The organism is Pseudomonas sp. LG1D9 (assembly GCF_002949995.1).
Lineage (GTDB): Bacteria > Pseudomonadota > Gammaproteobacteria > Pseudomonadales > Pseudomonadaceae > Aquipseudomonas > Aquipseudomonas proteolytica.
In genome coordinates, this window is record NZ_CP026881.1 from 1745901 (window position 1) to 1772596 (window position 26696).

25 protein-coding genes are annotated in these 26696 nt (G+C 60.6%); 10 read left to right on the forward strand and 15 right to left on the reverse strand.

Features of this window, described 5'->3' with window-relative positions:
• Window positions 1-7: 7 nt before the first annotated feature.
• Window positions 8-538 (reverse strand): ankyrin repeat domain-containing protein, encoded by a 531-nt coding sequence (locus tag C5F71_RS08360; protein WP_029292128.1) that lies wholly within the window; start codon window positions 536-538, stop codon window positions 8-10.
• 137 nt (window positions 539-675) lie between these two features.
• Window positions 676-2217 carry a catalase gene (locus C5F71_RS08365; RefSeq protein ID WP_092230543.1) on the reverse strand — a complete coding sequence of 514 codons (1542 nt, stop codon included), beginning with the start codon at window positions 2215-2217 and terminating at the stop codon, window positions 676-678.
• A gap of 286 nt (window positions 2218-2503) precedes the next feature.
• On the opposite strand from C5F71_RS08365, the gene mscL reads away from it, so the two are divergent.
• Entirely contained in the window at window positions 2504-2920 is a 417-nt protein-coding gene (gene mscL / locus C5F71_RS08370; RefSeq protein WP_076963559.1) for a large-conductance mechanosensitive channel protein MscL, read from the forward strand.
• Between the two features lie 58 nt (window positions 2921-2978).
• Here mscL and C5F71_RS08375 read toward each other — a convergent pair whose 3' ends face one another.
• Window positions 2979-3755 (reverse strand): ferredoxin--NADP reductase, encoded by a 777-nt coding sequence (locus C5F71_RS08375; protein ID WP_104910951.1) that lies wholly within the window; start codon window positions 3753-3755, stop codon window positions 2979-2981.
• Between the two features lie 428 nt (window positions 3756-4183).
• Between C5F71_RS08375 and C5F71_RS08380 the strand changes: the two genes are divergently transcribed.
• Both C5F71_RS08380 and C5F71_RS08385 read left to right on the forward strand, forming a co-directional pair.
• A complete protein-coding gene (locus C5F71_RS08380) occupies window positions 4184-4894 on the forward strand; it encodes a LuxR family transcriptional regulator (protein ID WP_092230549.1) in 711 nt (236 codons plus the stop codon).
• Window positions 4895-5059: 165 nt separating this feature from the next.
• Window positions 5060-6184: a methyltransferase gene (locus C5F71_RS08385; RefSeq protein ID WP_104910952.1), complete on the forward strand. Its 1125-nt coding sequence runs from the start codon at window positions 5060-5062 to the stop codon at window positions 6182-6184.
• A 48-nt stretch (window positions 6185-6232) separates the two neighbouring features.
• Here C5F71_RS08385 and C5F71_RS08390 read toward each other — a convergent pair whose 3' ends face one another.
• From C5F71_RS08390 to C5F71_RS08400, 3 genes are read right to left on the reverse strand one after another with little or no spacing between them, the layout of a single operon-like run.
• On the reverse strand, window positions 6233-6400 hold the full coding sequence (locus tag C5F71_RS08390; protein WP_065942821.1) for a DUF2474 domain-containing protein: 168 nt from the start codon (window positions 6398-6400) through the stop codon (window positions 6233-6235).
• Window positions 6401-6412: 12 nt separating this feature from the next.
• Window positions 6413-7420: a cytochrome d ubiquinol oxidase subunit II gene (gene cydB, locus C5F71_RS08395; RefSeq protein WP_029292140.1), complete on the reverse strand. Its 1008-nt coding sequence runs from the start codon at window positions 7418-7420 to the stop codon at window positions 6413-6415.
• 3 nt (window positions 7421-7423) lie between these two features.
• Window positions 7424-8863, reverse strand: a complete 1440-nt coding sequence (locus C5F71_RS08400) for a cytochrome ubiquinol oxidase subunit I (protein ID WP_029292142.1) — start codon at window positions 8861-8863, stop codon at window positions 7424-7426.
• Window positions 8864-9206: 343 nt separating this feature from the next.
• Between C5F71_RS08400 and C5F71_RS08405 the strand changes: the two genes are divergently transcribed.
• Window positions 9207-10439, forward strand: coding sequence for an MFS transporter (locus C5F71_RS08405; RefSeq protein WP_104910953.1), 1233 nt, complete (start codon window positions 9207-9209; stop codon window positions 10437-10439).
• Between the two features lie 39 nt (window positions 10440-10478).
• On the opposite strand, the gene C5F71_RS08410 is transcribed toward C5F71_RS08405, so the two are convergent.
• Window positions 10479-10925 carry a DUF4879 domain-containing protein gene (locus C5F71_RS08410; RefSeq protein ID WP_029292145.1) on the reverse strand — a complete coding sequence of 149 codons (447 nt, stop codon included), beginning with the start codon at window positions 10923-10925 and terminating at the stop codon, window positions 10479-10481.
• 211 nt (window positions 10926-11136) lie between these two features.
• Here C5F71_RS08410 and C5F71_RS08415 point away from each other — a divergent pair, with 211 nt between their 5' ends.
• On the forward strand, window positions 11137-12432 hold the full coding sequence (locus C5F71_RS08415; protein ID WP_029292147.1) for an NCS2 family permease: 1296 nt from the start codon (window positions 11137-11139) through the stop codon (window positions 12430-12432).
• A complete protein-coding gene (gene trmA, locus C5F71_RS08420) occupies window positions 12429-13508 on the forward strand; it encodes a tRNA (uridine(54)-C5)-methyltransferase TrmA (protein WP_104910954.1) in 1080 nt (359 codons plus the stop codon). Before C5F71_RS08415 ends, trmA begins: the two co-directional genes overlap by 4 nt.
• A gap of 165 nt (window positions 13509-13673) precedes the next feature.
• On the opposite strand, the gene C5F71_RS08425 is transcribed toward trmA, so the two are convergent.
• From C5F71_RS08425 to C5F71_RS08445, 5 genes are all read right to left on the reverse strand, one after another.
• Complete coding sequence (locus C5F71_RS08425; RefSeq protein ID WP_092230561.1) at window positions 13674-14111, reverse strand: DUF2442 domain-containing protein; 438 nt, start codon at window positions 14109-14111, stop codon at window positions 13674-13676.
• Complete coding sequence (locus C5F71_RS08430; protein WP_070994169.1) at window positions 14108-14536, reverse strand: DUF4160 domain-containing protein; 429 nt, start codon at window positions 14534-14536, stop codon at window positions 14108-14110. The genes C5F71_RS08425 and C5F71_RS08430 overlap by 4 nt, the downstream gene beginning before the upstream one ends.
• Window positions 14537-14698: 162 nt before the next feature.
• Window positions 14699-17449, reverse strand: coding sequence for a TonB-dependent receptor (locus C5F71_RS08435; RefSeq protein WP_104910955.1), 2751 nt, complete (start codon window positions 17447-17449; stop codon window positions 14699-14701).
• 251 nt (window positions 17450-17700) lie between these two features.
• Window positions 17701-18687 carry a FecR family protein gene (locus C5F71_RS08440; protein WP_104910956.1) on the reverse strand — a complete coding sequence of 329 codons (987 nt, stop codon included), beginning with the start codon at window positions 18685-18687 and terminating at the stop codon, window positions 17701-17703.
• Between the two features lie 62 nt (window positions 18688-18749).
• The gene (locus C5F71_RS08445; RefSeq protein WP_029292158.1) at window positions 18750-19271 is read right to left on the reverse strand and encodes an RNA polymerase sigma factor; all 522 of its coding nucleotides are present in this window, start codon (window positions 19269-19271) and stop codon (window positions 18750-18752) included.
• 216 nt (window positions 19272-19487) lie between these two features.
• Here C5F71_RS08445 and aroQ point away from each other — a divergent pair, with 216 nt between their 5' ends.
• Complete coding sequence (gene aroQ / locus C5F71_RS08450) at window positions 19488-19925, forward strand: type II 3-dehydroquinate dehydratase (RefSeq protein WP_029292159.1); 438 nt, start codon at window positions 19488-19490, stop codon at window positions 19923-19925.
• Complete coding sequence (locus C5F71_RS08455) at window positions 19922-20776, forward strand: shikimate dehydrogenase (RefSeq protein ID WP_029292162.1); 855 nt, start codon at window positions 19922-19924, stop codon at window positions 20774-20776. The genes aroQ and C5F71_RS08455 overlap by 4 nt, the downstream gene beginning before the upstream one ends.
• A gap of 74 nt (window positions 20777-20850) precedes the next feature.
• Here C5F71_RS08455 and C5F71_RS08460 read toward each other — a convergent pair whose 3' ends face one another.
• Window positions 20851-21516 carry a TetR/AcrR family transcriptional regulator gene (locus C5F71_RS08460; RefSeq protein WP_029292164.1) on the reverse strand — a complete coding sequence of 222 codons (666 nt, stop codon included), beginning with the start codon at window positions 21514-21516 and terminating at the stop codon, window positions 20851-20853.
• 71 nt (window positions 21517-21587) lie between these two features.
• Window positions 21588-23483, reverse strand: coding sequence for a 3-dehydroshikimate dehydratase QuiC (quiC, locus tag C5F71_RS08465; RefSeq protein ID WP_104910957.1), 1896 nt, complete (start codon window positions 23481-23483; stop codon window positions 21588-21590).
• 253 nt (window positions 23484-23736) lie between these two features.
• Here quiC and C5F71_RS08470 point away from each other — a divergent pair, with 253 nt between their 5' ends.
• Window positions 23737-25071 carry an MFS transporter gene (locus C5F71_RS08470; protein ID WP_029292168.1) on the forward strand — a complete coding sequence of 445 codons (1335 nt, stop codon included), beginning with the start codon at window positions 23737-23739 and terminating at the stop codon, window positions 25069-25071.
• Between the two features lies 1 nt (window position 25072).
• On the opposite strand, the gene C5F71_RS08475 is transcribed toward C5F71_RS08470, so the two are convergent.
• Window positions 25073-25951: a DMT family transporter gene (locus C5F71_RS08475; protein ID WP_032861818.1), complete on the reverse strand. Its 879-nt coding sequence runs from the start codon at window positions 25949-25951 to the stop codon at window positions 25073-25075.
• Window positions 25952-26144: 193 nt separating this feature from the next.
• Between C5F71_RS08475 and C5F71_RS08480 the strand changes: the two genes are divergently transcribed.
• Window positions 26145-26558 (forward strand): hypothetical protein, encoded by a 414-nt coding sequence (locus C5F71_RS08480; protein ID WP_029292170.1) that lies wholly within the window; start codon window positions 26145-26147, stop codon window positions 26556-26558.
• Window positions 26559-26696 lie beyond the last annotated feature (138 nt).

The following is a 26696-nucleotide window of genomic DNA, read 5'->3' on the forward strand; positions in this document are numbered from 1 at the left end:
TGATAGCTCAGCGCGGCGGTGCGGTACGGATTTCACCGTTGGCTAATCGTGTAGCGCTGTTGCCCAACGGGTCCTCGGCGTTCAGGTCGGCGCCCTGGGCCTTGAGTGCATCGAGCAGTTCCACGCGCTTGAACAGCCCGGCGTACATGGCCGCCGTCTGTCCGGCACCGTTGCGTTGGTCAGGGTTGCAGGCGGTGCCCAGCAAACGCCGGGCAATGCTCAGCTCACCCTTAAAAATCGCCCCCATCAACGCCGTATTGCCGCGTTTGTCCTGCACGCAAGCATCGGCACCGGCCGCCAGCAGTTGCTCCACGGCCGGTCCCTGCCCGTGATAGGCGGCCAGGATCAGCGCGGTGTAGCCCTTGTCATCGACGGTGTTCAGGGAATAGCCGGACTCGATAAAGGTGTTGAGCATCTCCACATCGCCACGCCGGGCGGCGTCGAAGTAGTAGTCCTGCAATTGCGCCTTGAGGGCCTGCGGGTCGGCCAATACGCTCAAGGACCAGCAGGCCAAAAGCGCCCCAATAAAGCTACGCATAAGCGATATCCTCCAAGGCTCCTGTAGGAACGAGCTTGCTCGCGAAAAAAGTAAGGGCACCGCGTTAATCCTGAATGTACGCGGTGCCTTTGAGAGCTTCTCGAGCAAGCTCGCGCCTACAGAAGTGGGTATTAAGATCAGTCGTTCAGCTTTTCAGCCAATGCCTTGACCCGCGCCAGATCACCCTTGGCCACTTTGGCCACGCCAGTGCCATATTCCGGGTCGGCCTTGTACAGGAACGACAGGATAATGTGCTTGCTGACGTCATCCGTGGTCGCCAGGGAGCCACCGAAGTTGTCGATCAAGTCCTGGCGCTCCTTCTTGCTGAAGGAGCGGTACAAGTCGCCTGCCTGCTTGAAGTTCTGCTCACGCTGGATCTTCGCCTGCTGGGTGCTGCCGGCCAGGGGCATCTGGCTGTAGCGCGCACTTTGCGGCTCTTCCCGCGGTTCCAGGCGGCTTGGCTGGTAGTTCACGCCGCTGCTGGTCTTGCCGAAGTTCATCGTGCCGTCCTGGTTACCGTTGTTGACGGTGACCCGTGGTGCGTTGATCGGCAATTGCAGGGCATTGGCGCCCAGGCGGTACATTTGCGTATCCGCATAGGAGAACACTCGGCCTTGCAGCAGGCGATCTTCCGACGGCTCGATACCCGGCACCAGGTTCGCCGGGGCCATGGCCACTTGCTCGGTTTCCTGGAAGACGTTGGCCGGGTTGCGGTTTAGCACCATCTGCCCGACTTTGCGCTGGGGAACATCGGGCCAGATCTTAGTGGCGTCCAGAGGATCGAAATCAAACTTGGCCAGTTCTTCCGGCTTGAGCACTTGTACGTACAGATCCCACTTGGGGAAGTCGCCCTTGTTGATATGGGTGACCAGGTCGTTAGTCATATGGCTGTAGTCACGGCCCTGGACCTCGACAACTTGTTTTGGATCCAGGTTCTTGATGCCTTGCAGGCTCTTCCAATGGAACTTGACGTAGTGCACTTCACCCTTGGCATTGATCAACTTGTAGGCATGTACGCCATTACCATCCATCTCGCGGTAACTGGCCGGGGTGCCGGAGTCCGAATACAACTCGGTGAGTGTGCGGGTGGACTCGGGAACATGGGAGAAGAAGTCAAAACGACGGGAGTCGTCATCCAGGTTAGTGCGTGGGTCAGGTTTGAACGCATGCACCATGTCCGGGAACTTGATGGCATCGCGAATAAAGAACGTCGGGAAATTATTACCTACCAGGTCCCAGTTACCTTCGGCGGTATAGAACTTGGTGGCGAAGCCGCGAGGGTCGCGCAGGGTTTCCGGGGAATGGTTGCCGTGGACTACGGCAGAAAACCGGACGAATACCGGCGTGGCCTCACCTGCGGCAAATACTTTGGCCTTGGTCAGGTCGCTGAGGTTATCGGTGACGGTGAAGGTGCCGTGGGCACCAGTGCCACGGGCATGCACCACACGTTCAGGGATGCGCTCACGGTCAAAGCGTTGCAGCTTCTGGATCAGTTGGACGTCCTGCAGCAGCACCGGGCCGTTGGCGCCGGCGGTCTGCGAGTTCTGGTTGTCGCCCACCGCCGCGCCATTATCGCGCGTCAAGTTGGCGGCACTGACCGACAATGACAATAGACTGATACCGGCAATCAACAGCAGATTGCGCGCAGCAATAGGCCTGCGACTATTAAGGTTTTTCATCAAGGATTCCTCTGGTTTTATAGGCACTTTTTAAGGGTGCATGCCAGAGGCTAGTGATCCTGGCGCCAGAAGATAAATAGAAAACTCACACACACTCGATTGAGAAAATAGTGTGGTAAACCACTGAAATGGCGGGTATTTCGCGCGCGATTGGTGGCACTTTGCAAACTATTTGCGTTTTAATGTGTCGATTACAACGAACAGTGTTAACAGTTGTGTCGAGCAAGTCACTGCAGACTGACTTACACTGAGTTCCTCTCCTCTCAACTGTAACAAGGAATAACCTATGGGCGTGATCAGTGAGTTCAAGGCCTTCGCGGTCAAAGGTAATGTGGTCGACATGGCGGTCGGTATTATCATCGGCGCTGCCTTCGGCAAAATTGTTTCGTCCTTTGTAGGCGACGTGGTGATGCCTCCGATCGGTCTGCTGATCGGTGGTGTGGATTTCGGTGATCTGGCGGTAACGCTCAAGGCCGCCCAGGGCGATGTCCCAGCAGTGGTCCTGGCCTACGGCAAATTCATCCAGAGCATCATTGACTTCGTGATCGTCGCGTTCGCGATCTTCATGGGCGTCAAGGCCATCAACCGCCTCAAGCGTGAAGAAGCCGCCGCGCCAAGCCTGCCGCCGGTGCCGACCAAGGAAGAAGAACTGCTGGGCGAGATCCGCGACCTGCTCAAGGCTCAGAACAACAAGCCCCTGTAGCCGACCTGCAACACCTGTCGGCCACTGAAAAAGGCGCCTCTGATCGGGCGCCTTTTTGCTACCAGTAGTTTTCTACCGCCACCTGCCCTGGCCGACGCGTCAGGCTCAATTGCATATCGCGCTGTTTAAGCAATTGCCGGGTGTCGTCGATCATCTGTGGGTTGCCGCAAATCATCACCCGCGAATGCTCTGGCGTCAGGGCCACACCCGCCGCACGTTCCAGCCCACCATTTTCGATCAGGGTGGTGATACGCCCGTTCAATGCGCCCGGGTGCTGCTCACGGGTCACGATGGGCAGGTAGGTGAGTTTATGGGCGTACTCCTTAAGGTACTCACGCTCGCCCAACTGCTGGATCAGTGTCTGGTAGGCCAGCTCGCGAGCCTCGCGGGCGCTGTAGACCAGAATGATGCGCTCGAATTTTTCCCAGACTTCAAAGTCCTGCAGGATCGACAGAAACGGCGCAATGCCGGTGCCGGTCCCCAGCAACCACAGGTCCCGGCCATCGACAAACCGGTCCAGGGTCAGGAAGCCCGTGGCTTGGCGCTCCACCAGCAGTTCGTCGCCGGCACGCAAGCGGCTCAACTCACTGGTGAATTCGCCGCCGGGCACCACAATCGAGAAGAACTCCAGGAACTCATCGAAGGGCGACGACACCACCGAGTAGGCGCGCCACACCAGGCTGCCATCGGGTTTGGTCACACCCAGGCGGACAAACTGCCCGGCGACGAAACGAAACCCCGGGTCGCGGGTGGTCCGCAGGGTAAACAGACTGGGGGTCAATGACTGCACATCGATCAGGGTCTGGCGGGTGAATTTTTCAGCACTGGCCGTCATAGCGGGCTCCGGGCGACAGGTAACCCCTAGTGTCGCCCAAAGTGGCGCCGGCAAACACCGTTGGTTTGTAGTGACATCCGCCCAGCCGGCGACAACCGGCATGTATCACTGCTGTAACGGTACTTGAGTAATAGCTCTAATTGCGCAAACCAAACTATTTCGCGATTAACCAGGCCCCTTGACTGCACATCTAAACAGCCACTGTTGAGCGCGCGTTTAAAGGCAAGCGGCTAACCCTCTCTAAGAGAAGGAAAATCGTCTATCGCAAGAAAACGTAGTTTGTTGCTCATCTCGCAATCCGACTAAAAAGCATGGCGCTAAGTACGAAAATTCCCATGCCCACTTTAGAAGCTGTCCTACACTCGATCGATACCGGTATGGGGACCCGCGTTACGAAGTGTCAGTGTGCGACTCATGGAGAGTTACCGATGGTCAAATGGCGCAACACACGTCTACCCAAGCTAGAGGGCGAGGATGAGGTGAATACGATGTTCGAGGCGGCTCTGAACATTACCTATGAGCTGGGTTTTGAGTACTGTGGTTATGTGATGGGTTCCAATGCTCTTTACCGCCCCAATAAGAACGTTCGCCTCAACAACTATCCAGATGAATGGAACAACATCTACAAGGCAGAGAATTACTTCGAAATGGATCCCTTGGTCGGCCATTGCAAACGCGATGTCTTGCCGATCGTCTGGGACGAAAAAACCTTCGCTGCAGTGCCGGACATGTGGGTTCACGCACAAGCCCATGGCTTGAACCATGGCTGGGCCCAGTCAGTGCATGACTTCCGTGGTCTTTTCAGCATGATTATCCTGGGCCGCAGCAAGGGTGCGGTGAAAGCCCATGAGCTTTACGAAAAAGCCGGCCAGGTCCTGTGGATATGCCATGCACTGCATACCGTTGCCGTCCAGTCCTATGTCAAGGAGCCGTTTTTCCAAAGGCCCAACAAACTTACCAGCCGTGAGACCGAGATTCTGCAATGGTCAGCCATGGGCAAGACAGCTGCCGATATTGCGACGATTCTGTGCCTGTCAGAACGCACCGTCGGCTTTCATATCAGCAGTTCGATGAAAAAACTGGGCGTCACCAACAAGATTGCCGCCGTATTTACCGCAGTCAGACAAGGCCTTTTTTAAACGCAACTAGCACGAGCCCCCTGAAAACACTGAATGTATTCCCTTTGAAAAAAACGTAACATTTACGGCCAGTTCTGAGTGATGACGCCGCCCGCGTCGCAGTCCACTCAGAAGGTTCCTCCCCCCGCGAGGAACACCCGCCGATTAGCCAGAGTTCCCCCCGCCATGCCCCTGCTCGATAGCCCCTTCGCCCAACTCGACCTGATCCGCCAGCCCGAGCAGCCAAATGAGCCGCTGCAAGCATTCGATGCGGCAGACGAATACCTGCTTGCCCACTTGGCCGAGCAGCAACCGGCCAGCAATACCCGCGTGCTGGTACTCAATGACAACTTTGGCGCGCTGGCAGCCAGCCTGGAGGGGCATGTGCACGTCACCAGCAGTGGTGACTCGTTTTTGGGCACCCAGGCCTTGCAGAAAAACCTGATACGCAACGGCAAAGCCTTCGACGCCCTGTCGCTCGTGCCTGCCAGCCAGGCATTCAGCGGGCCCTTCGACCGCGTCCTGATCCGGGTACCAAAAACCCTGGCGCTGTTGGAGGAACAGTTGATCCGTCTGCAAGGCCAATTGGCGCCCGGTGCCGAAGTGATCGCTGGCGCGATGGTCAAGCATCTGCCCCGGGCCGCCGGTGAACTGCTGGAACGTTACATCGGCCCGATGCACGCCTCGCTGGCGGTGAAAAAGGCCCGGTTGCTGATCGCCACCCCGGCCGATCGACCGTTGGCCGTATCCCCCTACCCCACGCGCTATCGCCTCGACGCCCCGGCCATCGAGTTGCTCAACCACGCCAATGTGTTCTGCCGCGAAGGCCTGGACATCGGCACCCGCGCCTTCCTCCCGCACCTGCCGCAAAACCTGGGCAGCGCCCGGGTGGCGGACCTGGGTTGCGGCAACGGAGTACTGGCCATTGCCAGCGCCCTGCAAAACCCAGAGGCGCACTACACCCTGGTCGACGAGTCCTATATGGCCGTGCAATCAGCGACCGAGAACTGGCAGGCCGCACTGGGCGAGCGGGCAGTGACCATTCGCCCCGGCGACGGCCTGGCGGATCAGGAACCGCAATCCCTGGACGTGGTGCTGTGCAACCCGCCGTTCCACCAACAGCAGGTAGTGGGCGACTTCCTCGCCTGGCGCATGTTCCAGCAAGCCCGCGAAGCGCTGGTGGTCGGTGGCGCCTTGTACATCGTCGGCAACCGCCACCTGGGCTATCACAGCAAACTGGCGCGGTTGTTCCGCGGTGTGGAGCAGGTGGCAGCGACGCCAAAGTTCGTGATTCTCAAGGCCCGCAAATAATCCCAGGCAAAAAAAACCCTCCACAAGGAGGGTCAAAAGCGTGGGATATCAGTGAGTGCTCAGGCCTGCAGCGTTCATAAACATGCGCATCAGGCTGGCCACCACGAACAGGGCCAGGACGCTGCCGGTCCAGATCATCGCCAGCCAGCCCAGACGCTGCCAGAGTGGCTTTTTCTCGGCCTGTTCGATGTCGTCCAGTGAAGGTTTACCGCTCATGGTGCAAGCCTCCTAGTGATAGCCGTCTTCATGGGTCACCTTGCCGCGGAACACGTAATAGCTCCAGAAGGTGTAGCCCAGGATGAATGGGATGATGAACAGCGTACCCACCAGCATGAAACCCTGGCTTTGTGGCGGTGCGGCAGCGTCCCAGATCGAGACCGACGGCGGGATGATGTTTGGCCACAGGCTGATACCCAGGCCGCTATAGCCCAGGAAGATCAGCACCAACGTCAACAGGAACGGCGCGTAATGGGCATTGCGGGCCACGGCGCGCACCAGGGCGTACATGGTCACCAACACCAGGATCGGCACCGGCAGGAACCAGAACAGGTTCGGCAGGGTGAACCAGCGCGAGGCGATGTCCGGGTGGGCCAGGGGCGTCCAGATGCTGACAATGCCAATCACCGCCAACACTACAAACGCCAGGGGCCGCGCCAGGTTGTGCATCTGCTCCTGCAACTTGCCTTCGGTCTTCATGATCAGCCAGGTGCAGCCCAGCAGCGCATAAGCCACGATCAAGGCCACACCGCAAAACAAAGCAAACGGCGAGAACCAGTCCAATGAACCGCCAGCGAACTGGCGGTCGACCACTGGAATGCCTTCAATGAATGCCCCCAGCGCCACGCCCTGGAAGAAGGTTGCCGCGAGCGAGCCACCGATAAACGCCTTGTCCCACAGGTGGCGCTTGTCATCCTTGGCCTTGAAGCGGAACTCAAAGGCCACGCCCCGGAAGATCAGGCCGATCAGCATCAGGATCAGCGGCAGGTACAGCGCCGAGAGCACCACCGAGTAGGCCAGCGGGAACGCGCCGAACAACGCCGCGCCCCCCAGTACCAGCCAGGTCTCGTTGCCGTCCCACACGGGGGCGACGGTGTTCATCATCACGTCACGGTCAGTCTTGCCCGGGATAAAGGGGAAGAGAATGCCGATCCCCAGGTCAAAGCCATCCATGACCACGTACATCATGATGCCGAAGATGATGATCACGGCCCAGATCAGCGGAAGATCAATACCCATGACTCAATTCCCCTTGTTCAGAGTGTCGCCGTGATCGGCGTCGCCGCTGTCATCGGCCGCCGACAATGGACGCGCCGGGGTACGTTGCTGCCCAGGGCCACCGTGGGCCGGCTCGGTGCTTTCGTGGGTGACCGGGCCTTTGCGCACCAGGCGCATCATGTAGCCCAGGCCCGCGCCGAACAGAGCGAAGTACACCACCACAAACAGCGCCAGGGTGATGCTCATCTGCACCACGCTGTGGTTGGAGGAGGCATCCGCCGTGCGCATCAAGCCGTAGACCACCCAGGGCTGGCGCCCGATTTCGGTGGTAAACCAGCCGGCCAGGATCGCAATCAAGCCCGACGGACCCATCCACAGCGCCAGATAGAGGAACGGTTTGTTGGTGTACATCCTGTCGCCCTTGCGCAGCCAGAGGCTGAACAGGCCGGTGAAGATCATCAGCATGCCCAGGCCGACCATGATGCGAAACGACCAGAATACGATGGTCGAATTGGCGCGGTCCTCGGGCGGGAACTCCTTGAGGGCCGGCACTTGCTTGTCCAGGGAATGGGTGAGGATCAGGCTGCCCAGGTAGGGGATTTCCACCTTGTACTTGGTTCGCTCCTCCTTCATGTCCGGCCAGCCGAACAGGATCAGCGGGGTCGGTTCATTCCCAATGTTTTCCCAATGGCCTTCAATCGCGGCAATTTTTGCCGGCTGATGCTTGAGGGTGTTGAGGCCGTGGAAGTCACCGATCACCGCCTGGATCGGCGCGACGATCAGCGCCATCCACATCGCCATCGACAGCATGGTGCGGATCGCCGGGTTGTCCTTGCCCCGCAACAAGTGCCAGGCCGCCGACGAACCGACGAAGAACGCGGTGGCGACAAACGCCGCCGTGGCCATGTGCGCCAGGCGATAGGGGAACGAGGGGTTGAAGATCACTGCCAGCCAATCGGTGGGGATCACTCGGCCATCGATGATTTCAAAGCCTTGCGGCGTCTGCATCCAGCTGTTGGACGCGAGGATCCAGAAGGTCGAGATCAACGTACCGACCGCTACCATCACCGTGGCAAAGAAGTGCAACTTGCGCCCGACCTTGTTCCAGCCGAACAGCATCACCCCCAGAAAGCCCGCTTCGAGGAAGAATGCGGTGAGCACTTCATAGGTCAGCAAGGGCCCCGTGACGGAACCGGCGAAGTCCGAGAAGCGGCTCCAGTTGGTGCCGAACTGATAAGCCATGACCAGGCCCGAGACCACACCCATGCCGAAGTTGACGGCAAAGATCTTCGACCAGAAGTGGTAGAGGTCACGGTAGGTATCGTTGTGGGTCTTGAGCCACAGGCCTTCCAGCACCGCGAGGTAACTGGCCAGGCCAATGGTGATGGCCGGGAACAGGATATGGAACGAGATGGTGAATGCGAATTGAATTCGGGCGAGATCTAGCGCCTCCAAACCGAACATAAGTCTTCCTCTGTCAGGTAATACCGGCTGCTGGCTGGGGGCCTGCACCCACTGCCCCCACGGATATGGAGTGTGGCGAATTGCAATTCGTTCTTTTTTTACCAACCACGTAGGGATTCTGGCCTTCTGGCCGCTACACCAACGCTCCAATCAGCATTGATCTGGATCAAGCAACGATGAAAGAGTAGTCCCATTTTCCGGCTTGGACTGTGTGGTCTTTTGCCGCGTGACAGGATGACTCAGCGAAATAGATGCCTTGCTAAGGATATTTCCTTGGCAGCAACTATTTGTTACAGCTTGATGCTAATCTCGGCGCTTCCCAGGTTCAGTCCAGTGCTTGCCGATGCCCAGTGAAACCCCGCTGCTGTTACGTCATCACCGCCCGTTTATTGCGTTTTGGCTGGCCCGGATCTTTACCGCCAGTGGCTTCCAGATGCTCACGGTGGCCATCGGCTGGAACCTCTACCAACTGACCGGCAATGTGCTGGACCTGGGGTTGGTGGGCCTGGTGGAGTTTGTGCCGCGGGTGCTGTTCATGCTGCACACCGGGCATGTGGCCGATCGCTACGAACGACGCAGAGTCGCCGCCATCTGCCAGACACTGCAGGCGTTAATCGCCCTGGCGCTGGTGGTTGGCAGCCTGACGGACAATGTCACCCGCGAGATGATTTTTATCCTGGCCTTCCTGCTGGGCGCGGCCCGCTCCTTCGAAATGCCCACCACCCAGGCCCTGCTACCGAGCATCGTGCCCACTGCCCTGTTCCCACGGGCGGTGGCGGCGGCGCAGTCAGCCCAGCAATCGGCAACCATCGTCGCGCCGGCACTGGGCGGCCTGCTCTATGCCTTCGGCAGCGCCTGGGTGTATGGCCCGACGGTATTGCTGTACCTGATTGCCTGCCTGCTGACCCTCAACCTGCCCGCCCGGCAGACCCCGCTGAACAAGGGCAAGGCGACGCTGGATTCGTTGCTGGCGGGGATCCGTTTTATCCGTAGCCGCCCGGACATCCTCGGGGCGATTTCCCTGGACCTGTTTGCGGTGCTGCTGGGCGGCGCCACGGCGTTGTTGCCGGTGTTCGCCAAGGACATCCTGCTGACCGGCCCCTGGGGCTTGGGGCTGCTGCGTTCGGCGCCAGCGGTGGGCGCGCTGCTGATGTCGTTGTGGCTGGCGCGGTTTGCCGTGGACCGGCATGTGGGCCGCGTGATGTTTACTGCCGTCGGGGTGTTTGGCGTGGCGACGATTGCCTTTGGCCTGTCCACCTCGTTCTGGTTCTCGTTGGCAGTGCTGGTGGTGCTGGGGGCGGCGGACATGATCAGCATGGTGATCCGCGCCTCATTCGTGCAACTGGAAACCCCCGATGAAATGCGCGGGCGGGTCAGTGCAGTCAATGGCTTGTTTATCGGGGCGTCCAATCAGTTGGGCGAGTTCGAGTCCGGCGTCACCGCCCACTGGCTGGGCACGGTGCCCGCCGTGGTGCTGGGCGGGGTCGGCACGCTGGTGGTGACCGGGGTGTGGATCAAGCTGTTCCCGACGCTGGCCAAGCGGGACCGCATGCATACCCCGACCGAAACGCCCTGAACCTGTAAGAGCCGGCTTGCCGGCTCCTACAGGGGGTCATCATTGGATGCGCAACTGAGTCTTCAGGGTATTGCGCGGCACATTGATCGACGTGTTGCTGTACTCGAACCAGCCCGCGGCGCGGATATCCACGTCAAATACATAGATGTAGCCCATCAACGTGCCAGCGCCATTGCAGGCCTGGCTGATGGAGCCCACCTGGCAAATCGCCGTCTTTTGCCCCGCAAGCCGCGCCCCATCAAAGGTGGCGATGGCGTTATTGCCCAGCCCCACTTCCATCACCGAGACCCGCGTCGGCCCGCGGTGCTGGCACTGCCGGGTGCTGTCGACGCCTTCGGCGACGGACTCCTTGCACGCCTGGGATTGCACCTGGAACACCCGCACCTCGCTCAAGGCCGGTGCAGGCGCGCCCCACGCCGGTGCCGCCGCCAGCCACAGGCCAATGCAGGCGAACGGAGCTAGACTCCACGCGATGGCTTTTTTCATGCTTTGGATGACCCCGGACTGAACGTCGACGGAGTATGCCTCAAGGCCACACTCAACAAAACCGAGGCCGGGCGCCACAGGCCGTCGACCTGCTGGTATGATGCGCCGCTTTTTCCGATCCTCTGTAGAAAACACGCGGCGCTTGGCGCAGTTTGTGCTTTGACTTTGAGGTCAACAAATCACGGCGCCAAGCGCGCCACAGGGAGCAGGCATGCTGGAAAAGCTGTTTCAACTCAAGGCACACAACACCAACGTGCGTACCGAGATTCTGGCCGGTATCACGACATTCCTGGCCATGGCCTACATCCTGTTCGTCAACCCGAGCATCCTCGGCGAGACCGGTATGGACAAGGGTGCGCTGTTTGTCGCCACCTGCCTGGCGGCGGCCATCGGCTCGACGATCATGGGCCTGATCGCCAACTACCCGATTGCCCTGGCACCGGGCATGGGCCTGAACGCCTTCTTTACCTACACCGTAGTGCTGCATCTGGGGCATACCTGGCAAGTGGCGCTCGGCGCGGTGTTTATCTCCGCCGTGCTGTTTTTCCTGCTGTCGATCTTCCGCATCCGCGAGTGGATCATCAATGCCATCCCCCTGCCCCTGCGTTCGGCAATTGCCGCCGGTATCGGCCTGTTCCTGGCGCTGATCGCCCTGCATAACGCCGGGATCGTGGTCAGCAACCCGGCGACCATGCTGGGCATGGGCGACCTGGCCAAACCTGCACCGATCCTGGCCACCCTGGGCTTTTTCCTGATCGTGGCCCTGGAAGCCCTGAAGGTGCGCGGCGCGGTGTTGATCGGCATCCTTGCGGTGACCGTCGCGGCCATCGCGCTCGGCGTGACCCCATTCGGCGGCGTGGTTTCGATGCCTCCGTCCCTGGCCCCGACCTTCCTGCAACTGGATATCGCCGGCGCCCTCGACGTAGGCTTGATCAGCGTGATCTTCGCCTTTCTGTTCGTTGATCTGTTCGACAACTCCGGCACCCTGATCGGCGTCGCCAAGCGCGCGGGCCTGATGGGCAAGGATGGCCACATGCCGAAAATGGGACGCGCCCTGATCGCCGACAGCACCGCGGCCATGGCCGGTTCGCTGCTGGGCACCTCGACCACCACCAGCTACATCGAGTCTGCTGCTGGCGTGAGCGCTGGTGGCCGCACTGGCCTGACCGCCATCGTGGTGGCGATCATGTTCCTGCTGGCGCTGTTCTTCTCGCCACTGGCGGCCAGCGTCCCGGCGTTTGCCACCGCTCCCGCGCTGCTGTTTGTCGCGGTGCTGATGACCTCGGGCCTGGCGGAAATCGACTGGGACGATATTACTGTTGCCGCACCGGTGGTGATCACCGCCCTGGCGATGCCCTTCACTTACTCCATCGCCAATGGCATCGCCTTCGGCTTCATCGCCTGGACCGGTATCAAGCTGCTTACGGGCCGCTACCGTGAACTCAACCCAGCGCTGGTGATCCTGTCGATCCTGTTCGTGATCAAGCTAGGCTGGTTCCCCGCATGACTTTTGACGCAGCAAGTTACGCCCTGCAACTGCAAGAAAAGGTCACGCGCTTGCGTGACCTGCTCGCGCCGTTCGACGCGCCCGAGCCGCAGGTGTTCGATTCGCCCCTGCAGAAGTTCCGCCTGCGCGCCGAGTTCCGCCTGTGGCGCGAAGACGGCCAGCGCCACTACGCGATGTTTTCCCAGGACGACAAGCGCACGCCGATCCTGATCGAAGAGTTCCCCATCGCCAGCTTGCGTATCAACCAGTTGATGCCGCAACTCAAGGCCGCCTGGCAAGCCAGCGCCGCCCTGAGCCACAAGCTGTTCCAGGTGGAGTTCCTCACTACCCTGGCCGGCGACGCGATGATCACTCTGTGCTATCACCGCCCGCTGGACGAGCATTGGCACACCGCAGCCAACAAGCTGGCGGCCGACCTGAACGTCAGCATCATCGGCCGCTCCAAGGGCAAGCGCGATGTGATTGGCCACGACTACGTGGTCGAGAAACTCGCTGTCGGCGGCCGCACCTTCAGTTATCGCCAGCCCGAAGGCGCCTTCACCCAGCCCAACGGTACGGTGAACCAGAAGATGCTCAACTGGGCCTATGACGCCCTGGGCGATCGCAGTGATGACCTGCTGGAGTTGTATTGCGGTAACGGCAACTTCACCCTGCCCCTGGCGACCCGCGTGCGCAAGGTGCTGGCCACCGAGATCAGCAAGACGTCGGTCAATGCTGCCTTGAGCAATCTCGATGAAAACGCGGTGGATAACGTGACCCTGGTACGCCTGTCCGCCGAAGAACTGACCGAAGCCCTGAACGAAGTGCGGCCGTTCCGACGCCTGCACGGTATCGACCTCAAGAGCTACGAGTTCGGCAGCGTCTTCGTCGACCCGCCCCGTGCCGGCATGGACCCGGACACCTGCGAGTTGACCCGGCGCTTCGAGAACATCCTGTACATCTCCTGCAACCCGGAAACGTTGGCGGCGAACATTGCACAACTGCACGACACCCACCGCATCACCCGCTGCGCGATGTTCGACCAGTTCCCGTGGACCCACCATATGGAATCGGGCGTGCTGCTGACCCGGCGCTAACCCTTTAGGCCATAGCAGATCCAAAAATGTGGGGCTTATGTGGGAGCGGGCTTGCTCGCGAATGCGGTGGATCAGTTGCCAAGTAGTTGGCTGACCTACCGCATTCGCGAGCAAGCCCGCTCCCACATAAGCCCGTACACATTAGATTGGCGGCTATCCCCCGGCTTATTCTTCCTTACGCGGCCGACCGCCCTTCTTGCCATTGGCGCGGGCGGCCTCGGACTTGGCGGCACTGGTTTTACGGCCATTACGCGATGCCACCATGCTCGCAGCCAGGTCCATCAACGGCTGGCTGGTGGCGATCAGGCCTGTGATCGATACATGCAGGTCACGGGCTTCACAGCACAGCGCCTTGCCACCAAACCCGACCTCCAGTGCCCGAAAGTCCTCTACAGAAAAACCTTCGAACTCCGTAAGACCGGCCACTGGCAACATGATGCGGCTACCGTCGCTGAAGCCAATGCAAATGCAGTCGTCTGCGTAACTCACCGAACTGGCGTTGGCGTACACCCGCTTGAGCTTGCGCCCACGGGCTACAGCCTTATCGATGTCGGCCTCAGTGATCGGGACATCGGGCCGTACTTTGGCTTTTACACTTTTCATAACTCAATCTCCACGGATCCTGGCGCCCTCACCAGATTCAAAATGGTTCGCCGCCCCGCAACATCGTGCCGGGCACTGGCAATCACGTAGACCCCCGGCCGGATGACCAGCCCCGGCACAACCTCATCGGCCTCCCAATCCCAGGAGTGGTTGTCCAGGCAGACCGTTTGCAGCTTCTCCCACCAGATCCTTCGTGCCCGCGCCAGATAATGCTGCTGCATCAACGTCTGGCGAATGCCCTCCAGAACGCTACTGGAGGGGCACCGCCGCTCAGGATCCACATCCCACAACACCACGTTCCCATCCAGAAAGCTGAAACGAAAACGCGCATCCCAGTCCTTGCCCATGACATGTACGTGGGGCGGGCAATGCTCATCCCTGAGCAACACTGCAATCACATGTCCCTTGTAAGCGCCTACTCTCATCGTAACCCATCCGTTAGGTTATTTATTACCCGCCGGCGCCCGATCGGGCACCAACCGACAGCCGGCTCCTTCCAAATGCCAGGACTGCCTCACAGACTAGTAACGATTGGCACGGCTTCAAATGCCGGGTTGTAACCGCGAATGCCCAGGACTTGCGGGGGCTCAAAACCGGTATTCGAGCATCCCGCTCAGCGTGCGGCCGCGCGCCAGGCTGAGGTTGTTGGCATCGCCCATGGCCACGAAATAGGCTTCGTCGGTGGCGTTTTCCAAGGCCAGGCCAAGGTTCAGGTGGTCGGTCATCCAGTAACTGGCGTACAGGTCGTAGAGGGTGTATTGCGGCCACAGCGCCTGGTCGATGAAGTCGTAGCCCTGCTGGTTGAGGTTGGCACCGTTACCCGAGCTGTAGCGCACCCGCACCCCGGTATCCAGGCGTTTTTCCAGAAACCGCGCGCCCAGCGTCAGCGAGCCGCGATCCGCTGGCATATAGGTAGCGTTGCCCATGATCCGGCCGCAGCTCTCTTTGTTGTTGGCAACCTCATCATCCAGCACCTCATAAGTGGTGACGGGCCTGACCCCCGGACGGCCGTCGGGACGAATGTAGGATTCGATACGCGTAGTCCTCGGCCCGCTGGTCTTGGCTCCGCCCATGTAATAGTTTTTCGAGCAGAAGTCGTTACTGCCGATCATATGGGTGTAGCTCAGGTTGGCGTAGGCCCGGCCCATGTCGTAGTTGAGCTGGTATTCCATGCCGCGAAAGCGCGTCGGTGCAGTGTTGTTGACGTAGGCCATGGTCCCCAGGAAACCGCCAACGCTGGTTTCCGGCAAGCTGACGCTGTGGTTGAGGAACGAGAAGTTTTCGATCTTGGTATCGAAGTAGGCGACCTTGATGCCCAGGCGGTCGTCGTTGAAAAACAGCCCTTCCTTGAACACGTTGACCCCCATTTCCCAATCCCGCGACTCTTCAGCCTTCAGATAAGGGTTGGGAAACACCCGCTCTGACGAGCTGCCGCCATGGGGCCGACCGGTCATGAAGGTCTCGGTGACTGCCGGCGGGCGCCAGCCCTTGCCCCAGCGCGCATAGAGTTGCATCCACTCCAGCCCAGGCTTGATACCGATGCCAAAGGTGGGCGAGAAGTGCCCCTCTTCATTGTCGATATCAAACACCTCGGCCACCCGCTTGGCGCCCACCAGGCTGTTGTAGAAACGGTCACGTTTGTAGAGGGTCATCCCGGTCTGGCCTTCAAGCCGGTAGCGGTCGTACCGCAGGCCGGCATCCAGGGTCAGCCAGTTGTCGTATTCGTATTGCAGGTTATTGAACAGGCTGGCGATGGTGCGCTTGCCGCCAGGGGTGGCGCCTTCGACGTACGGCAGCAAGCCCTGGAGGTTGACCGCCTCGACCTTGTTGCTGCGCGGTTTGAATTCGTCCTGGTACATCTCCAGGCCGTAGTTCCAGCTGACTCGCCCCAACGTATTGAAATCGAAGCGCGAGGTGTTGTCGGCCTGCAAGCCCCAGGTGTCGGTATGGAAGTGATCGGTGTAGCCGCCGACCTCGTTGCCCGTGCCCGGCGTCGCCAGGTTCGGCGCATTGGTCCGCTCCAATTGCGTCGTGACGTAATACGCCTTGGCCTTGAAGTCGATCAGTGGGTTGTCCGGGGTGTAGCTGTAGTCCAGCGCGACGTTCTTGGCGTTGAGGTTGTTCTTGCTCACACGCTGGTAGTAAACGCTTTGCGCATCATCGGCGGTATAGGCCCACGCGTCGTTACTGTCGCTGTCGCTTTGCAGGTAGCTCAGTTGCACACGCTGATCGTTGGGCAGGTTCAGGCCCAGCTTGACGATCTGCGAGCGGGTCACGCTGCCCATGTCGCCGACTTCACTGTTCAACCAATCGTCAAACGCTTCGGGTTGGTATTTGCGCGCGCGCAGGTTGGTGCCCAGTTTCTGATCGTTGTGGGTACCGGCGCGGTAATCGCCAAAGTGTCGCTCGCTATAACCCAGCAGCACATCGCCTCGCTCATCGCCAAAGGCAAACACGCCGCTGCCGTTGAAGTGGGTGCCGTTACCCAGTTTACCGATGCCGTTACCCGCGCGCAGACGCCCGCCGTACTCCTTGCCATCGGCCAAAAACTCACTGGCGTCCAGGGTCTTGAAAGACGCGATCCCGCCGAGCACCGCCGCACCGCCCATGCCCGACTGGCTGCCTTTGTCGATCTCGATGCTGGAGACAAACTCCGGGTCGATCACCATCGTGCCGTTGCGTTGCTGGTGGCCGTTGACGTTGAAGTTCTGGCGCATGCCATCGATGTTCATATTGACCCGGCCGTAGTCCTGCACCCCACGGATATTCACCGACAGGCCAGGGTCACGCTGATTGACGGCGGTGTAGACGCCGGCGGTTTCTTCAAGCATGTCGGCGGCGTGCCGGGGTGGGCGCTTGTCGATCTGCTCACGGGTGATCACCGCTACCGAGCGCGGCGTTTCGTACACCCAGTCACTGGGCTTGCCGTTGGTATTGGCATGGATGGTGGTGGTGCCGACAGTCAACGCGCCGTCCTGTTCGACACTCACGCGATTGAGGGTGACCTGGCGTGCGCCGGTAAAGCGATACTCCACCGGCGCGCTGCCCAACAAGCGTCCCAGGCCTTCCTGGACACTGTACTGGCCCTTGAGCGCGGTGCTGCTGAGGCCTTGCAGGCGCGGGCTGTCGAACAGCACCTGCAAGCCGGCCTGGTCGGCAAAGGCCAGGACTGCGCCGCCCAGGGGTTGGGCGGGAATATCGAACATCAGCGTCGCAGGCTGCGAAGCGCCGGCCACGGGAGCAGCGGCGTAGGCCTGCCCTGCAGTGGCAAACAGAGCCAAGTGAATGGCCAGGGCCAACCGGCTGCCGGTGGTGCGCCCTTTGGTGATTGCAGACATTGTGGTGATCCCTTCGCTGAGCGTTTTTTGTTTATGCGAATACTTCTCGATTAGCAAGACGCGTCAGGGATAGGGACTCAGTAAGTGTTTCTGAAAATTGTTTGAAGATCAGCCAGGAATGCGGGCTTGTGTAGGAGCTGGCTTGCCGGCGATGCGGGCAACTCGGTCTACCAGGAAGACCGAGGTGATGCGATCGCAGGCAAGCCAGCTCCCACACACAAGCGCCCGTTCACAGGAAGGTTTGCGGTAGGTCAGTAGATCAGGCTGACGCCCGCCAGATCAAAGCGTCGCACCTGCAACTCTTCGGTCAAGGTGCCCAGCGCCTGGTCCAGCATGTCGAGGCGGAACACCGCGCTGACTTCACGATTGGCCAGGTCGGCATTGCTCAATACCACCCGGCCGGGGCGGTAGCGATTGAGTTCTTCAACCACCTTGGCCAGCGGCTGGCGATCGAACACCAGCACCCCACGCCGCCAACTGGTGGCCCGCGCCAGGTCAAAATCTGGCAAGCCGCTCACACCATCCTGCGCCCTGTAGCGGGCGGCCTGCCCTTCGTGGAGGACCGTGGTTTGCGCTCGGTCTTGTTGGGTCACCGCCACGCTGTGTTGCAGCACGCCCACCCACGCCTGGTCGTCGGCCTCGCGACCGACCACAAAGCGCGTGCCCAGCGCCCGGGTTTGGCCGCCGGCACTCTGCACCACGAATGGCCGGGTTTCCTGCCCGACCATGGGCGCCACGTCAAAAATCGCCGAGCCAGCCAACAGGCTGATCCGCCGCTGCTCGCCGTCGAAGTCCAGGCGGATGGCGCTGGAGGAGTCCAGCTCCACAGTGCTGCCGTCAATCAGGCGGACCATGCGCACTTCGCCCTTGGCGGTCAGGTAGTCGGCCTGCATCTGCAGCAAGGCTTGCGGCCCCTGCAACCAGCCAACACCGGCGACCACCAGCAACAGCGCGACACTCGCAGCCATGCGCCAGGGTCGCCGACGCTGGGCGCGACGCGGTGCCACGCCAGCAGGTGGTGGACGCTGGCGATGCACCGGCGCATCCAGTTGCAGTTCACCCAGGGCCGCCCAGGTCTGCTGGGCAAACTCCAGTTCTGCGGCGTGGCGACTGTCGCTGTCGATCCAGCGTTGCAGTGCGGCATGTTCCTGCACATCCAGCCCCCCCGCATGCAGGCGCACCGCCCAATCGGCGGCGACCTCGGTAATGCTGGGCTGTTGCGACTCCTGGCTATTCACGTGTGAGTCTCGAATTCTCGTTGTATGAAACAGTGACGTTTGAGCAGCATTTTTTCAGTAATTCATTCGTCGGATGGCGTCACATCGCCCTCCCGCAAACGCTGTATGACATGCGCCAGCGCCTTGGCCAGATGCTTTTGCACTGAACTGTCGGAAATTTCAAGATGCCGCGCGACCTGGGCATGGGTCATGCCTTCGACGCGGTTCAGGCGGAAAATCTGCTGGGTGCGCTCCGGCAGTTCTGCCAACGCCTGCTTCAATGCCTGTCGTTGTTGCTGCGCCATTGCCTGAGCCTCCAACCCGGCCACTTCATCTTCAATCTCGGCCAACGCCTCATGGGGCACGGAGTCGGTCTTGCGCCGTGCTTCCTGGCGGATATGGTCGATCAGCAGATTGCTCGCCGTGCGGTAGAGATAGCCCTGGGAGTTGTCGATCCGCTCGCTGGACGGCTTTTGTGCCAGGCGCAAGAAGCTCTCCTGCACCAGGTCCGCAGCCAACTGAGGGTCCCGCACCTTGCGCAGCAGATACCGACGCAGGGTATCGGCATGCTTGAGAAACAGGCCCTTGAGATCCACGTCCGACAAACCGACTCCCTGGGGGTGTAAAGGAAACAGGCGCGCATCTTAAGCGTTGTCGAGAATGATTTTCAATTGATATCAACTCTTGAGTGGTCTCGCCAGCTTTTATTCAGCGTTCGATAATCGAACGGTTATCCACCGTACGGCGTTTGGCCAATTGACCAAATTAACCATTCAGTACATTTTGTCTCCATCAATAAAAACAACAGTGGAGACATTTCCATGGCGCCTATCGTGCTGGTCCTCAACGGCCCTAACCTGAACCTGCTTGGCACCCGCGAACCGGCCACCTATGGCCACGAGACCCTGGCCGACGTCGCCGCGCTGTGCGGCCGCAGCGCCGAACAATTGGGGTTGAAACTGGAGTTTCGCCAGACCAACCACGAAGGCGAACTGCTGGACTGGATCCACGGTGCCCGCGCCCGTTGTGCCGGGATCGTGATCAACCCGGCGGCCTGGACCCACACCTCAGTGGCCATCCGCGACGCCTTGGTGGCCAGTGAACTGCCGGTGATCGAAGTGCATCTTTCCAACGTGCACGCCCGTGAACCCTTCCGCCATCACTCCTTTGTTTCCCCTATCGCCAAGGCCGTGCTCGCCGGGTTTGGCAGCCACGGCTATCACTTGGCCCTTGAGCATTTCAGCCGGGTGCTCAAATGAAGCCACGCATCCTCGCCGGCCTGATCGGTGCCGGCATCCAGGCCTCCCGCACGCCGGCCCTGCATGAGCAGGAAGGCGATGCCCAGGGCTTGCGCTACCTGTATCGCCTGATCGACCTCGATCAGTTGCACATGGACAGCAGCGCCCTGCCCGACTTGCTCACGGCCGCCGAACAGATGAACTTCACCGGGTTGAACATCACCTACCCATGCAAGCAAGTGATCCTGGCGCTGCTCGATGAACTGTCGCCCGAAGCGCGGGGCATCGGTGCGGTCAACACCGTGATCTGGCGCGACGGCAAGCGCATCGGCCACAACACCGATTGCCTGGGTTTTGCCGAAGGATTTCGCCGTGGCCTGCATGAGGCTGCGCGCCAGCGTGTGGTGCAGATGGGGGCCGGTGGCGCGGGCGCAGCAGTGGCCCACGCACTGTTGGCCGAGGGTGTGGGGCAGTTGAGTATTTTCGATGTGGACCATGGGCGCGCGCAAAGCCTGGCGGATAACCTCAACCAGCATTTCGGCCCCGGCCGCGCGCAGGCCGGCAGTGATCTGGACAGCGCGATGGCGGCGGCTGACGGCCTGGTCAATACCACGCCCATGGGCATGGCCAAGCTGCCGGGCATGCCAGTGCCAGCGCGGTTGCTACGCGCTGCGCTGTGGGTCGCGGAAATCGTCTACTTCCCGCTGGAAACCGAACTGCTGCGCACGGCCCGGGCCTTGGGCTGTCGCACGCTGGATGGGGGCAATATGGCCGTGTTCCAGGCGGTGAAGGCGTTTGAGTTGTTCAGTGGCAAGAAAGCAGATGCACAAAGGATGCTCGATCATTTCCAGAGCATGAATACTTCACTGTAGAAACCGGTTCCTAATGTGGGAGCAGGCTTGCCTGCTCCCACACAAGCCCGCACCACATTGAATTCGGCGGTGGATCAGGCCTGCAGGTAACGCAGCACCGACTCGCAGATCATCGCGCGATGCCGTTGCTTGATCGCGTCATCCGACAATTCGATCTGAAAGATCTCACTGAAAGTATGCCGGTTGGACACCCGGTAAAAGCTGAACGAATTGATCAGTAAATGCACATCCAGCGGCTCCAGCCCTGCGCGAAATACTCCCAGTTCCGCACCCCGGCGCAAGGTCGCGCCCAGCGCTTCAAGGATATTGCTGTTCATCGCCTTGATCGCATCCGACTGTTTCACATACTCGGCGTTGTGAATGTTCTCGATGCTGACGATCCGCACAAAATCCACATTCTGGTCATGGTGGTCGAAGGTGAACTCCACCAGGCGCCGAATCGCTTCCCGCGGCTCCAGCGCGGTGAGGTTCATCCGCGTCTCGGTGTTGCGGATATCACCGTAGAGTTTTTCCAGGACCTCGACGTACAACTGCTCCTTACTGCCGAAGTAGTAATAGATCATGCGTTTGGAGGTGTGGATGCGCTCGGCGATAGCGTCCACCCGCGCTCCGGAAAGCCCCTGCTGCACGAACTCTGCAATGGCCTCTTGCAAAATGTTCTCGCGGGTCTTTTCCGGGTTGTTCTTGCGACTCTTGCGCGGCGCCACGGGGGCGACGGGCAGTTCGGACGTCGGGGTCATGGTGCGCTCACGGCCATTTATGCAGGCCGTGATTATGGGCCGCCAGGTCTCACGAAGGAAGCGCCAACACCCTACAACTTGGCTTGGCGCAACGCCCCACTGCGCGACTTGGCCATCGCCGCCAGGCGTACCGCCACGTTGGCGGCGCCATAGCCGGCGTACCCGTTCTTGCGCTGGATAATCTCGAAGAAAAACCGTCCTTCGAAGGGCTCGGTGTACACATGAAACAGCTCACCGCCCTGGGCGTCACGGTCGTACAACACGTTGTAGTACGCCAGTTCGCTGAGGAACTGATCGTCGAAATCAAACCGCGCCGCGAGGTCATCGTAATAATTGAGCGGGATATCCAGCAGCGGCACGCCCGCCTCTTTGGCCCGGCTGACCTCGGCAAAAATATCCGCACAATCGAAGGCAATGTGATGTACCCCGGAGCCACGGTAGCTCGATAGCGCGTGGGAAATCGCCGTATTGCGGTTCTCGGAAATATTCAGCGGCAGGCGGATCGAGCTGCAGCGGCTACGCAGCGCCCGGCTCTTGACCAGGCCGTAGGGGTCCGGCAGCACCACCTCGTCGTCAGCCTCGAAATCCAACAGGCTCTTGTAGAACAGCACCCAACTGTCGAGGCTGTCGGCCGGCAGGGCCATGGCCATATGGTCGATGCGCAGCAAGCCGCCGCCGCTGGTGTTGGCGGCCCGCAGGTTGAAATCGGTGTCGTAGATCCCGCCCGCGTGCTGGTCCACCAGGTAGATCAGGCTGCCATCCGGCGCGCGGACCGCCGCCAGCTCCAGTTCATTGGGCCCGACCAGGCCGCGATAAGGTTGGCCCTTGTAGGCCACCGCCCGTTCCAGGGCCTTGGCGCTGTCCTTGACGCGCATCGCCGTGGCGCACAACGACGGGCCATGGGCCTCGAAAAAGTTGTGGGCAAAGGAGTAAGGCTCGCAGTTGAGGATCAGGTTGATATCGCCCTGGCGCAGCAGGCTGACGCTCTTGGAGCGGTGCTGCCCAGCCTTGACGAAGCCCAGGCGTTGCAGCCACTGGGTCAACCGGGCGCCAAGGTTTTCATCCACCGCGAATTCCAGGAACTCGATGCCGTCGTACTCGCTGGCGGCTGGGGTCTCAAACAGGATATCCACCGGCGCGGCCTGTTTTTCCAGACGTTGGCGGGTCTTCTCTTCCAGGTACAGCAACGACCGCAAACCATCCGCCGCGTTGGCCCGGGTGGGCGCGGCGCGAAAGCCATCGTTGAAAATCTCCAGGGACAGCGGCCCGGTGTAGCCACTCTGGATGATCGGCGCGAGAAAACCCGGCAGGTCGAACTCGCCCTGGCCGGGGAAGCAGCGAAAGTGCCGGCTCCACTCCAGCACGTCCATGGCCAGGATCGGCGCGTCGGCCATTTGCACAAAAAAGATCTTGTCGCCAGGGATCTGGGCGATCGCCGTCGGATCGCCTTTGAGTGACAAGGTATGAAAACTGTCCAGCAACACCCCGAGGCTGGGGTGATCGATCTCGCGCACCAGTTGCCAGACCTGTTGCCAGGTGTTGACGTGCCGCCCCCAGGCCAAGGCTTCATAGCCAATGCGCAAGCCACGGCGGCCGGCGTGTTCGGCCAGCAGGCCGAGGTCATCACGCAGGATCGAATGCTCGCCCGTCGAGTCTGCCGAGGCATTGCTGCACACCAGCACCAGGTCAGTGCCCAGCTCCTGCATCAGGTCGAACTTGCGCTCGGCGCGCTCCAGGTTGCGCACCAGGCGATCGCGGCGGCATCCTTCAAAGTCACGAAACGGCTGGAACAACGTGATGGCAATGCCCAGGTCGGCACACATCTGCCGCACCTCACGGGGGCTGCCGTCGTAATACAGCAAGTCGTTCTCGAAGATTTCCACCCCATCAAACCCGGCCGCAGCAATGGCTTCGAGCTTTTCCGGCAGGGTGCCGCTCAGGGAAACAGTGGCGATGGAACGTTGCATGGGGTGACTCCCGGCAATGAAGGCTGGTCTTATTTGCGGCAAATTATTGGCCGCGCGCGATAAAGCAGCAATTTAAAATGTACCAACCGGTTAGTTTTATGGGCGATTATCGAACACAATGGCGATTGGTGAATTGACGATTTTTTAGCCGCTGCGCACCATCGATTGCGCATCCAGGGCCGTTTTTTGTTGGCGCGCACCTGTGATCACGACCCAGAACACACCATAAAAATTTCAAAAACGGGTACCTCTCATGCCTTCGCAAAATTCCGCCGTGGCCCCGCGCCCCGGCAACCCGCAAGCGGCCATTGGCGACAAGATTCGCGGCGCCCTCGCCGTCGGCAAAACCCGCTGGGGCATGCTGGCCCTGGTGTTTTTCGCCACCACCCTGAACTACATCGACCGTGCCGCCCTGGGCGTGATGCAGCCGATCCTGGCCAAGGAGATGAGCTGGACGGCGATGGACTACGCCAACATCAACTTCTGGTTCCAGGTCGGCTACGCCATTGGTTTTGTCTTGCAAGGCCGGTTGATCGACCGGGTCGGCGTCAAGCGCGTGTTCTTCTGCGCGGTGCTGCTGTGGAGCATCGCCACCGGCGCCCACGGCCTGGCGACCTCGGCGGTGGGCTTTATGGTTTGCCGCTTTATCCTCGGCCTGACCGAAGCGGCCAACTACCCCGCCTGCGTCAAGACCACCCGCCTGTGGTTCCCCGCCGGTGAGCGCGCAGTGGCCACCGGCATCTTCAACGCCGGCACCAACGTCGGCGCCATGATGACCCCGATGCTGTTGCCGCTGGTGCTGCATGTGTGGGGTTGGCAGGCTGCCTTCCTGTGCATGGCTGCGCTGGGTGGGGTCTGGCTGGTGTTCTGGGGCCTGAAGTACTACAACCCCGAAGACCATCCGAGCGTGAAGCAATCAGAACTGGACTACGTGCAACAGGAAGTCGAGCCGGAACAACCGCGCGTGCCTTTCAGCCGTATCCTGCGCATGCGCGGCACATGGGCCTTCGCCATTGCCTACGCCCTGACCGCGCCGGTGTTCTGGTTCTACCTGTACTGGCTGCCGCCGTTTCTCAACCAGCAATACAACCTGGGGATCAACGTGACCCAGATGGGCATCCCGCTGATCATCATCTACCTGACGGCGGACTTCGGCAGCGTGGGCGGCGGGATCCTGTCCTCGTTCCTCATCGGTCGCGGCATGCAGCCGATCAAAGCGCGCTTGCTGTCGATGCTGCTGTTTGCCTGCTGCATCGTCGGCGTGATCATGGCTGCAGGCTCCAGCCAGCTATGGGTCGCGGTGTTTGCCATCTCCCTGGCCATCGGCGCACACCAGGCCTGGACCGCCAACATCTGGAGCCTGGTGATGGACTACACGCCCAAGCACATGATGAGCACGGTGTTCGGTTTTGGCGGGATGTGCGCGGCCATCGGCGGGATGTTCATGACGCAGATCGTCGGCCATATCCTGACCGTGACCAACAACAACTACACCGTGCTGTTCACCCTGATCCCGGCGATGTACTTCCTCGCCCTGACCTGGATGTACTTCATGGCGCCGCGCAAGATCCCGACGGTCGAGGTCTGATTCACCGCCGCCGCTGCTGCCAGGCAGCGGCCAACCCGCTCAGGCAGATCACCCCGATCCCGACCACCGTGGTCAGGTCCGGGGTGTGGTTGAACACCAGCCAGCCCAACAACCCCGCAAACACGATCTGGCAATAGCCGAACGGCGCCAGCAAGGCCGGCGCAGCGAAGCGGAAGGCCTGGGTCAGCATCAAGTGCGCGGTCATCCCGCAACTGCCCAGCGCCAGCATCAACAGGCCATGACCCAGGGTTGGCACCTCCCAGAAGAACGGCACCAGCGCGCTCATCACCAGGGTGTTGCACAGGCCGGCGAAGAAGTTGCTGGTGGTCGGGCTGTCGTACTGGCTGAGGATGCGGGTCAGCAGTTGGTAGAAGCAGAAGAACAACGCCGAGACCAAGGGCAACAACACTGCCGGGGTGAACAACTCACCACCGGGATGCACGATGATGATCACCCCCACAAACCCGCAGATCACCGCCAGCCATTGGCCCCGCGTCACATGCTCGCCCAGCAGCGGCACCGACAGGGCCGTCACCAGGATCGGCGCGAGAAAGTTCACCGCCGTGGCTTCCGCCAGCGGGATGTAATGCAAGGCTGCGGTAAAAAACAGGCTGGTACCCAGCAGGCACAGGGCCCTGGCGACCTGCAACAACGGGCGTTTGCTGCGCAGCACGCGCAAGCCCGATTGCGGCAGGAAAATCCCCGCCATCAGCAGCGTATGCACCATGTAGCGGGCCCACACCACCATCACGATGGGATAGAACCCGGCCAGGTACTTGGACAAGGCGTCATGGCTGGAAAACAGGAGCGTCGCCAGTACAATCAGCGCGATGCCCTTGAAGGGATGGTTGACGCCGGAAAGAGGGGTGCTGAGGGTCATTGAATTCTCGTGCGTGACAGGCTGAAATGACCGCCGCAAGCAGTGGCACTCAACGCGCTAATCTAGAGCGGGTGGTGCATCGGTCTCAAGAGCATAACCAAACAGCGGGCGATCAGCGCACTAAATTGCCCAAACCCAGTCCAACGCTGCACGCCAGCCTGCCATTGCACGCTTTTTAACCAAGGCCCACTCCATGAAAAAATCCCTGTTGCTCCTTTCGACCCTCGCCCTGCTCAGCGCCTGCGATAAAGCCCCCGAGGCGCCGAAGCCGGCGCCGCCCTCGGTGCAGGCGACCCTGGTCCCGGAAACCCTGCCCACCGACAAATGGGTCGGCAAATGGATCGGCGTCGAAGGCCTGCACCTGACGGTCAGCAAAGACGACAGCATTGGCCGCGGGCACTACCTGCTGACCATGCAATACGGCCTTGATGCAGATGCCTCCGGCACCTTCAAGGGCGAGGCCGGCGAAGACGGCATCATCTTCAACCGCCCCGACGGCCCGCAAGTGCTGCGCGCCGGCGACGGTGCCGCGACCGGTTTGAAATGGCTGGCTGATAAAAAAGATTGCCTGGTGGTCAATACGGGCGAAGGGTATTGCCGCGAATAACGGCCATACTCAATCACCACAACCCCGATTACTGTAGGAGCGAGCTTGCTCGCGAAAGTCGTTAACGCTAACGCCGCATGCCTGGTTTAACGCGGTGCCTTTGCGTTTTTCGCGAGCAAGCTCGCCCCTACATAACGA